Here is a 10,317-nt window from a genome sequence, read left to right on the forward strand (position 1 = left end):
AAAATTTGTGAAAACACAAGGCTTAAGGACACAATAAATTTCAAAAAAACTGAACAGATTAATATCGAATCGCAAAAAATAGAATGCAAATGTTTAAATAGATATAATTACAAACAAAGTAATTGGCCCACACCATTATTACGAAGTCAGAGCAATTTTACATGCTCGTACAACTTTTTCTTGGTGAGGCCTAAACAGTGATCTATGGAGGTAAAATATCAAAAAAAGTAATGAGAAAAAACAGATTATAAAAAAAGGATTATATTATGAATAACGAGCTAAATATTATTTTTTAATATAATCCTATGGGGTCAGTAAGAGAAAAATAAGAATAGTTAAACAGAGCCGCGAAACTTTGTTAAAAATTAATACTTTTCAAAACTTAACCCAATATCTAGTATATTTTAAGGAATATATAAATATTGCCACATTAACAATGGCAAACTTATTTTATTCTAAATATTCGTTAAGAGATGGAAAATTAATTTTACTCGAATGCTATTTTTATTTTTCAAAGACTTCTGGCCTCAATGTGTTTTAGACTGTTGATCATGCACTCCCATAATGGGAAAACAGGAGGCACCAAATAATGTGTGAAGTAATCAAACCCCGGCCCAATGAAGTAATAATTTTCAATAACTTCATGGCACTTGAAGAAGCAATTGCTGAAATTCAGGAAACTGAAAACATCCGCAATGAAAAGGAATTCTTCGATTCATACAGAATCAAGATAATGAAACTGGACTAAACACGAATAAAAAATATTTAAAACACAAGAGAGGTCAAAAAATATGTTTGAACAAGAAATTGATGGCGTACAATACGTTACAGTCCCCAAAGAGCTATGGGACAAAATGTGGGAAATGTTTGATAAAATTGATCAAATAGGTGAATAGACATGAGCAGCTATTCACCGTTTGAAAAACATGATGCAGACCAATACGCATTACCTAACCAGTTCGAAGACAACTACCATGGCATCCTCACCCACAATGGCGAGATCAAAGTTGCCAAAGGTGATGTGGAACAGGAAATCCTCTACATTGACGATGACGGTATCGTATTGGTGGATGGTGGCGAAAAAGCATACCAAACACTAATACACTCCAAGCTGTTAGGACTGATTCACTATGCAACTGAAGGTGATATTGGCTTAATCAAATTCATAAGAGGAGAAGCATTCATTGTCGGATTCAGGAAAAACAAACCGGAGGGCAAATATGGAACAAACACTTCTTGAGATGCAGGAAAATCTTACTGACGGATTATTCATTGAATTTGCATCCATTGATGAAGACTGTTATTATTCACTGACCAAATCCGATGAACTCAAATTCCTCGACGATAAAACAGTGCTCATACGCAGAAAAAGCGGAAGGCATACAATAATCAACCTGAATTGGATTATTGATATCAGCATCAAAAGGGGGTTATTTCAATGACCAAACCGGCAAGATTATATCCTAAAGAGGAACCGATGAACTTGAATCCCAAAGTAATCTTTATTGGGAGCATAATATTTGCTGTAATAATTGGCTGGATTGGTATAGCAACCAGCACCGGAGGAATCTAAAATGAATTCCTCCAATCAACATGAAGGTGATAAAATGGTAAAGGCAGAACTTATAGAAAACCCACAAGTTCCTGAAGAAACAGGATTAATAGCTGCAGACAACGTTCCGGATGTCGATGTAGCTATTGAACAGTGGGACGCTTATCAAAAACTATGTAAAGGATTATTAAACGAAACAGACTATCAAGAAATAATTGTTAAGGAAAAAGATGAAGACGGAAACTATGTTAAAGTGAAAAGACACTTCAAAAAGAAATCAGCATGGCAAAAGCTCTCAAGAGCATTCAACGTTGACACTACCATAGTTGACAGATCATTGGAAAGAACCAAAATGGGAAGAGTGCGTGAAGCCTACTACTGCGTAAGGGCAACACTGCCTAATGGCCGTAGCGTTGAATCAGACGCATTATGCTCACGTTCTGAAAAAGGAAAAGACAAAGTCTCAGACCACACTATCATGTCCACTGCAAAAACACGTGCAACCAACAGAGCTATTGCAGAACTGATAGGAGCCGGAGAAGTCAGCGCTGAGGAAATGACAGCTGAAAAAGTGATAGCGCCAAACCAGTCAAAATTTCTAAAAGAGGACAATAGCTAATCCTCTTTAATATTTTTTAGGAGACAAATAAAATGAGTTTTGAAAATACTAAACAAACAATATTTACAGGTACAGAACTAGATTACGAAGAAATTGTGGAAATTCCGGAAGGATATGAAAAAGCCGAATTGAAAGATTTTGAAGATGGAACATTAATCACCGGCAGGCCTGAAATGGCTTCAGTTTCATCATTCACTTTCGATGATGATGGTGAAGAAAAAACAGTTAACAGATTCAAATTATACATCTTCCAGGATGCTGACCAGTTATATGTTGAAATCAATGTCAATCTTAAAAATGATGGAGACATTCACAAAAACGTCAGAAAAGGAAGCGTGTTATTTGATTTCTTAACCAGCATTCTTGAATTGGAAAATGCAGGTTCAGTTGGTAAATCCAATATTCTCAGAAATGTTGATCTTTCCGAATACCGTGAGTTCGTAAACAGATTATCTGGGATGACAATCCAAGTAAAGGAAAGATCCGGAACCTACACATTCTACAGTTTCATTGTGAGGGACGTTCAGGTATAAGGTAATTGAAATGAGTGAAGGAAGTTCAGCTATACAAATCAAAAAAGCTATTGGTAATGTTTATAAACCTGATTATGAGTTTACATACTTTAAAAACATTATCAGTGCTTTCTATTTGCAGGGTACAGACCCAGACGTGGTTGAAACGATTCTTAGAGAATTATACAACCACCTTCCTTCTCATGAGAAAACATTGGATGAAATCATCAAACTCTTCGAGGACATTTATTTGGGTGAGGAAAATCCAAATAGTGGGATAAAAGGCATTGAGAGATTCATATCAGATAACTATGACAAAAAGACCAGTATATTGGTAGGGCGTGAATTGAATAGGGCAATCATACCATATGATACCAACAAGATTTACAAACTCCAAACTGGCTCCAACAAATATATCGTTATGGACTACAGAAAAAATGAAGTCACTACACAAACTATCGAATGGAAAAAAGGAAATGAAGTGGCTGATTATACAAGAGTATTGCTTTGCTATCCACTAAAGATTACAATACATGACAATCCTATAAGTGAAGCAGGAAGAACATTCAGCATTGAATGGAAGACAATAGAAGGAGGACATTTCCACACTAAAGACATGAACATTGTTGAAATGGAACAATACTTAGTGGAACATGGTTATGTTCTCTCACGTTACCAATTAAAGGAAGTGCTTCCAGGCATAATTCAAATAGCTATTGAAAACGATTTGGCAATCATGAAAACAGATATAGAAACACCAGGTTTCTACTATAACAACGAAACCAAAAGCCTGACAATAGTTGAATTTGAATTGAATGACACTGACATTAACAAAATGAATATGGCATTGGATTTGATTGAAGATTTAAGAAATTACTTCATAGGTCAGGAAGGAAAACTGGCAACAACACTAAAGCATGCAATGATAGTTCCTTTCGGATTTGCCAAAAAACAGATGGGATTACCATTAGAGAACCTAATTCCTTATATGTTTCATTTCGGAAAGGGCGGAAGTGGTAAGACAACCCTTGCCCGTATTGGAACATATTTTTACGGTGAACCGGACAGTGAAACCGATATTGGAGGATCTGAATTTGATACAGTTCCAAGAATTGGTGCTCAAATATCCAAATCCACTTTTGGAAAGATCATCAATGAACCTGTTGGTGTGTTCAATTGCAAAAGCTGCACAGAAACATTGAAAACCTGTGTGGAAAGGACAAATGCAAGACGCAGATACGAAGGAAGGAATTTAGCTATTATTCTTGCATTATCTACTTTGTCTTTCACATCCAACAGTCCGTTGCCTAATGTCGAAGGGTTGACAAGAAGATTTGTTCAGCTAATGTATACTCACAGTGAGAAAAAAACAGATGATGAAAAAAAGGAATTCATGGCACATTTCCAAATGGACTCTCCTAAAGATTGCCTGTTTCATCATTTGAAGTATCTTGCAGACTTTGTAGTAAACGAGATAAATGAGGATATAGAACTGTTAAGATTACCTTGGCAGGAACTAAGCAATGAATTAATATTAAGAGCATACACTACCTGTGGTCGTGAATGTCCAGAATGGCTATTGACATTTACTGAATCAGTAACACCTGAAGGCTTGGATGAAGAAGAAATAGAATATTTAAGAATGTTTTTCATTGAAGAGATTAACAAACACAACAAAAGCATTAAAGTATATTCATCTGAAGACGGATATCCAATTAAATATCATGACTATTTCACAGATTCAGTTAAGGACTCAAACGACTTTTACGAACGTGTCTTTAACATTATCAATGAACGTCTGATACCTTATATGGTGCTGCATCATGGAAGGGATGGTCTTGACTATGTCTGCTTTACAAGCGGCCTTAGGAAAGCATTGGAAAATGCAAATGAAGTATGCTATAACATAAAGAGCATTGCTGAATTGCTGGGTTGGGAATATAAAACTGTCAGAATACCAGAATCCACAAAGGTCATGGTTGTTAGGTTTGATAAGTTTTTAAATTTCCTATATCCTAATTTAAGTGAAAAGGAGGCCAATCAATAATGTAACTTGTGATGTAACTTTTGCAAAAAAATGTAACCTGAGACCCCAAGTTACTTCAGTGAAAAAATTCCAAGGATTATCAGCTCTTAATTTTTAGATTAAAGCTATTTGAATTCATTTTATTTTTTCATATTTTGAAGTAACTTGACCCTCCAGGTGAGGGGCATATGGTAGTGAAAAGTAGTTGGGATTGTTAGGTTACAAAGTTACAAAGTTACTATATTTTGATAAGTTACTAGGTTACTAAGTTACTTTAGAATAACGAGCTGATAAAAATGTTTAGATGTGATTGTTATCCGAATCATGAAATATGTAAAAACAAAAACACCTGTGAATTCTGGATACCATTAAATCAAAAACTCAAACAATTAAATCAACAAATATCATATGAGTTGAAAATATTAGAAAGCCTAAATCAAAGAAAAAGAGACTACTTCAGAATACTATCTGAAATTCAACGGGGAAGATATACTGAAATAGTAGCTATTGACAGAAGATTAAAAAGAGTGCCAAAAAAGAATGCAAGAGGAGAATCAATATTAAAACCAGAAGATGTGCAGGTGGGATTAAATTTTAATGTCATATCTAAAGAGATAACTGACACAGAAACAATAATTCATGAATTAAGAATTAGAGAAAACAATATCTTAAAAATATTAAAAAAACGAGCTAATATACCCGAACAATATAATAATTACATTAAATGATGTACTTAGTTTAAAGTACATCTTTATACATTTTAATTTTATCTATCAATTCAATAAACCTTTTATCAATAAATGTAATGCTTGGTTGTATTTTTACTTCACTAAATTCATTATATTTCATTACACAAACTTCACCTTCAATATCAACTTCATTTATTAAACTTTTTAGAAATTCATAATAGTCTAAATGAAGGTCTAGTTCATATTTTAATATTTTACCTGCTAATTCTAACAGATAAGAATTCATATTCTCCATGTGTTTATAAATATCAATTAAGTCATCCGATTCTTGAAATTCAGCATCATTTTTTAATTTTCTAATATTTAAATAATCTTTTTTAATATAAAATTTAGCTTCAAGAGGTTTTAAAAAACCACTTCTAGTAGCTTTTATTGTGAAATCGGGAATTTTAGAGTGACGTACTTCATTTTGTAATTCATAAATTATCCTATAAGATAAATGTTCATAATGTAAGTTATTTCGCAATTCATTGAATTCATCAACTAATTTTTTTTCATAATCTCTTTTCACATTAACCTCATATTGGTTTAAAAACAAAGTAACGGATGATAGGTAATCGTTAAGTAGTTTAAAAAAATTAAAAATGATTTCATTAATATTTACAGATAGGGGATAATAATTTATGTTATCATTATATGCTTTTTCAAAATTTTTTAATTCAATATAGCTATAATCAACCATTCTAAAAAAGTATAATTTAACATTTAACTTTTGCATAAAAACAGAAGCCTTATTAAACTTATCATATTCATCAACAGAAAGTTTTCTGATGAGTTTAAAATTGTTTTCGTCATGAAGAACATTTAAATAATAATCATCACTCATAAATAACCATTGAACTTTATAAATTATATGATTTATTATATTCTATAACATTATGTAGAATACCATTTATCCACATTAACTCTTTGTGATTGTTTTTCTCCAACTATTTTTTCATAACCCCCTGTAAATGCCACCACACAGTCATCATGAATAGCTTCATTGGGATAAGCTGTAATTTTTTCTAAAAATTCCATGGCCCATTTTTTCGTAAACCCTGTTCTATCCCTCCCAACTAGGAAAATTCCATTCTTCTGAATATCGGCTGAAACTCTTCTTGCCCTATCAATTTTGTTTTCTCTTGAGTTACCAGCACCTGTAGTGAACCCTCTTCTGTTTAACTCATCAATTATTAATAATCCGAAGTTTTTACCTGTGCTTCCATCGAGTTCTATGTACTGTACATCTGACTTGTCACGTGCAGCAGTATTCAGTATTTCATTGATTAAGTTTCTTGACTCAAGTTGAAATTCATATGAGTCCAGGATGTAAATATTTCCAGATAGATCTTTAGCTAGTAGAACTCCTGCAGTATAATCTGGATCACTACCTTTCAATTTATCATCAGTCAATACTTCAGTAGCTGCAAGATCCCAATATCGGATAATCTTAATTATTGGAATCTTCATGTATTCATCATGAGAAATCAAATGGAAGTCTGATTCATCGAATAGCTGACCTTTAACTGAAGCATACCAGTTACCATTCATTAACTGTTCTCTTGTTACTCGATCCAATCCCATAAGATATTCTTCATAGTCTTTTCTATCCAAATAAATATTATCCAAATAACTGGAGCTAATGAATCTGATTTGTGATTTATCCTGAATGTCAGTGTCTATTTTTTCTATGAATCTTTCACGCACCCATTTGTTTCCACGCTTACCAGGATTACTAGAGCACATTAACTGTGTTGGGAGTTTATTGTCTTTAGTTTTCCTTACCCTTGACCTCATATAAATATATTTGAATCTTTCAAGTTGTGTCAGCTCATCAATACCAATGAATTGATATTCAGAACCTTGATAAGTATCCAAGTCGTTAATGTTTCTTAGATATCCAAATGTTAATGAATTGTCGTTTGGGAATGTCCATGAATGTTCTGTTCCATCCCACTTTGGCCTAATAGATGGGTCTCTTTGAATTTCCTTTCTGTTAAGCCATTGACTAGCTTTGTGAATCAATGCACCTTTACGCTTCAGGTCAGATAATGTTCTTCTCAAGATTAACGCATGGTATTCATTGGCATCATCCTGAACATAAAACAAAGCTCTCATTAACAGACTGGTGGATTTACTTCCACCTGCAGCTCCACCAATCAGTACTTCCTTTTCAGTTGCCAATATCATTTCAGCCTGTTTTGGAAATGGAGAGAATGGAATATATGGATTCTCATATACACACTTCTGAAGAATAGCTTTATCTCGAGCATCTAAATAGAATTCACCTTTTTCATTGTACATTGTTATCATCTATTTGCTTTGCGAGGATTTCTATTTCATTCATTATATCTTTTTGTGAGATTTCAATTTTCTTATCTTCCAATTCAAGAACACGATTTTTAAATAATCTATCCATCTCATCTTTAAATAATCTGTTTTTAGCTTCAAATGCTTTAACGGATAATTCTAAGTAACGGATTTTTAATTCTGTTAAATCAAGAAGATATCTAGCTAAACTTTTTTCATTGGCGTTGTATCTTACTTCCTGGTCGAGCTTTGCAAAGTCTATTTCAATATCAACCGCATTTTTAGTTATCTTGTCAAGATTGTTAAGGCCAGTTTTGATGTCTGTGACCTGCTGCTGAAGTATAGTATCAATAGCTAAGTCAATATTGTCTGTGTGAACTTCATTATCTATTATTTGGCCCTGAGTTATTGCCCTGTTGGTTAATGATTCTTTATCTCTTGCTCTTGGATCTTTCTCTTCATCTGTAAGATGATATTTCTTTTTGAATCTTGAAAATGTTGATCTGCTTACTTCAATTTCATGTTCCTCTTCCAGCCATCTTCTGACATTTGCATCTGTTGCTCCTGCAGTTTTCATTACTTGAATCTCATCCAGCAATGTTTCCAGGAAATCACTTTTTGTCAGATTTAATCCTGCTTTGAATTTCCTATAGGTAATTTCTGCAACATCACGATCATATTTTGTTTTCAATAGCTCTATGACTTCATTGTTGCTCATTCCCTTTTTGCAACAGTTTATTATTTCCCTTTCATGCTGTTCTAAAAAATATATGATATCTGAATTTCCACGACCCATAGTGATGGTTCTCCTATAAATCTCTTAATTCTCTTTCAAGTTCCTGTTTTCTAGCTTCAATTAACTGGTATTCCCTTTGTTTCATAATTCTTTCATAATTGGGATTGTTGTGTATTAGTGTTAATGTTTCCTGTGCATCGCCAATAGCTATTAGCATTGCTCCAAGTTCGTATGCATCCTTGTGTGTAAAACTAGATTCTTCTACTATTTTTTTGAGTGTTATTTCAACTCTTGCGCTGATGTTGGTTTTTTCGGTAATCATAATATGTATTATGTATTTTTATATATAATAATATTATGTAATTTATATAAAAAAAGATATAAAAGTAATAATAAATATTACTTTCACAAATGAAAAACAGTTTTCTTTTGAAGAGTTATATACGAGAGATTTATTATTGAAGCTATTCTTCATCACCCATTTCAGCAAGTTCCTTTTGAAGGTCATGGATTTGCATTTCCTTATAAAACCTTTCAAACTTTCCTGCTTCAATGAGATAAGATGAAACTTCAAGAGCATCCCTAAAGGTATAGTTGGACTCTTTGATAATTTGCTTTTTGTCCTCATCCATATAGGATGAAGTATTATTTATATTGGCCATAGCTATTACAACCTGTATATAATAATTAATATAATATTTTATTATTTCAATTATATAAAATTATCATCATACATCTATTTAAATTAGAACATACTTTGGACTGTTTGAAAACTATTAGTTCATATAAATACAAACAATATATATGCAATTGACAATATATTGATAACATAAAGTAAATGGAATATAAAAGTACCTAAAAAAGATAACCATCAAATAAGAATTATACAAAACACCAGAAAAACTAAGGAGGAACTAACATGCTAATTTATACTAAAAATATCAACGACATTAACATTGAAGATATAGGCAATCTAATCTCTGAAAAACAAATTGAAAGCAGATTTTTAGAATTCAAACAACAAAAGTCCAACGGAGAAGAAGACAAGATTCTAAAAACCGTTTGTGGATTTGCAAATGCTGATGGAGGATTGTTTATATATGGTTTAAAAGAAAAAAGTGGGGAAGCACATGAAATTACAGGAGTATCACTTAATGGAAAAAGTTGGGATGATAAAAAACTACAAATTCAAGATTGGATTTATGGAAGAATCGAGCCTCATTTAAATATAGAAATAAATATGATTACTTCAGCTGATGACAAATTACTTATTCTTATTAAGGTTCCTAAAAGTTGGAATCCTCCACATTGTGTTATAGATAATCAAAAGAGGATTTTTTATCTAAGGAGAGATGGTCGTACAGACCCCATGGAATATGAAGAGTTGAAAAGAATGTTTGATTTAAATAATAGTTTAATTGAAAAGATTAATAATTTTAGAGACAATAGAATAGCAAAACTTGAATCTGAAAATCGAAACCACTATAAAGTTATTTTCCATGCAGTTCCATTAAATGCATATTCAAACAATAACATCAATTTAGAAAAAGCAAAAAATGAATTAAATGGTAGAATCATTGGACGTGATTACAAATACAATTTTGAGGGATTATACCATAATAATAATGAAGAGAATTTAGAATTTTTCCGAAATGGAACTTTCGAAAGATGTTACACAATGCCATACACAAATGAAAAAATGTACTTAGATACTTATGAAAAAGATTGTATAACTTTTTGTAAAGAAATTCTCCAGTTATACAAAGAATTAGATATTATATGCCCTGTTGTTTTCTTTGTTAGTTTAACTAATATTGAAGAATGTAATAAA

14 protein-coding genes are annotated in these 10,317 nt (G+C 32.3%); 9 read left to right on the top strand and 5 right to left on the bottom strand.

The features are described 5' to 3' along the window. Positions 1-589: 589 nt before the first annotated feature. The 8 genes from QZN33_RS03515 to QZN33_RS03550 all read left to right on the top strand — a co-directional run bounded on the left by QZN33_RS03515 (position 590) and on the right by QZN33_RS03550 (position 5,437). The gene (locus QZN33_RS03515; RefSeq protein WP_295114584.1) at positions 590-748 is read left to right on the top strand and encodes a hypothetical protein; all 159 of its coding nucleotides are present in this window, start codon (positions 590-592) and stop codon (positions 746-748) included. Between the two features lie 150 nt (positions 749-898). Next, a complete protein-coding gene (locus QZN33_RS03520; protein WP_295114582.1) occupies positions 899-1,240 on the top strand; it encodes a hypothetical protein in 342 nt (113 codons plus the stop codon). Continuing rightward, entirely contained in the window at positions 1,221-1,442 is a 222-nt protein-coding gene (locus QZN33_RS03525) for a hypothetical protein (RefSeq protein WP_295114580.1), read from the top strand. The genes QZN33_RS03520 and QZN33_RS03525 overlap by 20 nt, the downstream gene beginning before the upstream one ends. Further along, positions 1,439-1,573, top strand: a complete 135-nt coding sequence (locus tag QZN33_RS03530; RefSeq protein ID WP_295114578.1) for a hypothetical protein — start codon at positions 1,439-1,441, stop codon at positions 1,571-1,573. The genes QZN33_RS03525 and QZN33_RS03530 overlap by 4 nt, the downstream gene beginning before the upstream one ends. A 34-nt stretch (positions 1,574-1,607) precedes the next feature. Beyond that, entirely contained in the window at positions 1,608-2,171 is a 564-nt protein-coding gene (locus QZN33_RS03535) for a hypothetical protein (protein WP_295591559.1), read from the top strand. 32 nt (positions 2,172-2,203) lie between these two features. Beyond that, the gene (locus QZN33_RS03540) at positions 2,204-2,704 is read left to right on the top strand and encodes a hypothetical protein (RefSeq protein ID WP_296789575.1); all 501 of its coding nucleotides are present in this window, start codon (positions 2,204-2,206) and stop codon (positions 2,702-2,704) included. A gap of 10 nt (positions 2,705-2,714) precedes the next feature. Further along, complete coding sequence (locus QZN33_RS03545; protein WP_296789576.1) at positions 2,715-4,730, top strand: hypothetical protein; 2,016 nt, start codon at positions 2,715-2,717, stop codon at positions 4,728-4,730. Between the two features lie 275 nt (positions 4,731-5,005). Further along, positions 5,006-5,437, top strand: a complete 432-nt coding sequence (locus QZN33_RS03550; protein ID WP_296789577.1) for a hypothetical protein — start codon at positions 5,006-5,008, stop codon at positions 5,435-5,437. 10 nt (positions 5,438-5,447) lie between these two features. Here QZN33_RS03550 and QZN33_RS03555 read toward each other — a convergent pair whose 3' ends face one another. The 5 genes from QZN33_RS03555 to QZN33_RS03575 all read right to left on the bottom strand — a co-directional run bounded on the left by QZN33_RS03555 (position 5,448) and on the right by QZN33_RS03575 (position 9,148). Continuing rightward, positions 5,448-6,284, bottom strand: a complete 837-nt coding sequence (locus tag QZN33_RS03555; protein ID WP_295614305.1) for a hypothetical protein — start codon at positions 6,282-6,284, stop codon at positions 5,448-5,450. Between the two features lie 50 nt (positions 6,285-6,334). Beyond that, positions 6,335-7,744: a phage terminase large subunit gene (locus QZN33_RS03560; protein WP_295614303.1), complete on the bottom strand. Its 1,410-nt coding sequence runs from the start codon at positions 7,742-7,744 to the stop codon at positions 6,335-6,337. Then, positions 7,734-8,546, bottom strand: a complete 813-nt coding sequence (locus QZN33_RS03565; RefSeq protein WP_295614301.1) for a hypothetical protein — start codon at positions 8,544-8,546, stop codon at positions 7,734-7,736. Before QZN33_RS03565 ends, QZN33_RS03560 begins: the two co-directional genes overlap by 11 nt. 13 nt (positions 8,547-8,559) lie before the next feature. Further along, entirely contained in the window at positions 8,560-8,808 is a 249-nt protein-coding gene (locus tag QZN33_RS03570; protein WP_296789578.1) for a hypothetical protein, read from the bottom strand. A 142-nt stretch (positions 8,809-8,950) separates the two neighbouring features. After that, positions 8,951-9,148 carry a hypothetical protein gene (locus QZN33_RS03575; protein ID WP_296789579.1) on the bottom strand — a complete coding sequence of 66 codons (198 nt, stop codon included), beginning with the start codon at positions 9,146-9,148 and terminating at the stop codon, positions 8,951-8,953. A gap of 257 nt (positions 9,149-9,405) precedes the next feature. On the opposite strand from QZN33_RS03575, the gene QZN33_RS03580 reads away from it, so the two are divergent. After that, a partial coding sequence (locus QZN33_RS03580) for a helix-turn-helix domain-containing protein (RefSeq protein ID WP_296789580.1) occupies positions 9,406-10,317 on the top strand: 912 nt, incomplete at its 3' end.

This window comes from uncultured Methanobrevibacter sp. (genome assembly GCF_900314615.1).
GTDB lineage: Archaea > Methanobacteriota > Methanobacteria > Methanobacteriales > Methanobacteriaceae > Methanocatella.

Bases quoted from the DNA above. Each gene is read 5' to 3' on its own strand.
- QZN33_RS03515 (WP_295114584.1), top strand. From the start codon at position 590: ATGTGTGAAGTAATCAAACCCCGGCCCAATGAAGTAATAATTTTCAAT.
- QZN33_RS03520 (WP_295114582.1), top strand. From the start codon at position 899: ATGAGCAGCTATTCACCGTTTGAAAAACATGATGCAGACCAATACGCA.
- QZN33_RS03525 (WP_295114580.1), top strand. From the start codon at position 1,221: ATGGAACAAACACTTCTTGAGATGCAGGAAAATCTTACTGACGGATTA.
- QZN33_RS03530 (WP_295114578.1), top strand. From the start codon at position 1,439: ATGACCAAACCGGCAAGATTATATCCTAAAGAGGAACCGATGAACTTG.
- QZN33_RS03535 (WP_295591559.1), top strand. From the start codon at position 1,608: ATGGTAAAGGCAGAACTTATAGAAAACCCACAAGTTCCTGAAGAAACA.
- QZN33_RS03540 (WP_296789575.1), top strand. From the start codon at position 2,204: ATGAGTTTTGAAAATACTAAACAAACAATATTTACAGGTACAGAACTA.
- QZN33_RS03545 (WP_296789576.1), top strand. From the start codon at position 2,715: ATGAGTGAAGGAAGTTCAGCTATACAAATCAAAAAAGCTATTGGTAAT.
- QZN33_RS03550 (WP_296789577.1), top strand. From the start codon at position 5,006: ATGTTTAGATGTGATTGTTATCCGAATCATGAAATATGTAAAAACAAA.
- QZN33_RS03555 (WP_295614305.1), bottom strand. From the start codon at position 6,284: ATGAGTGATGATTATTATTTAAATGTTCTTCATGACGAAAACAATTTT.
- QZN33_RS03560 (WP_295614303.1), bottom strand. From the start codon at position 7,744: ATGTACAATGAAAAAGGTGAATTCTATTTAGATGCTCGAGATAAAGCT.
- QZN33_RS03565 (WP_295614301.1), bottom strand. From the start codon at position 8,546: ATGGGTCGTGGAAATTCAGATATCATATATTTTTTAGAACAGCATGAA.
- QZN33_RS03570 (WP_296789578.1), bottom strand. From the start codon at position 8,808: ATGATTACCGAAAAAACCAACATCAGCGCAAGAGTTGAAATAACACTC.
- QZN33_RS03575 (WP_296789579.1), bottom strand. From the start codon at position 9,148: ATGGCCAATATAAATAATACTTCATCCTATATGGATGAGGACAAAAAG.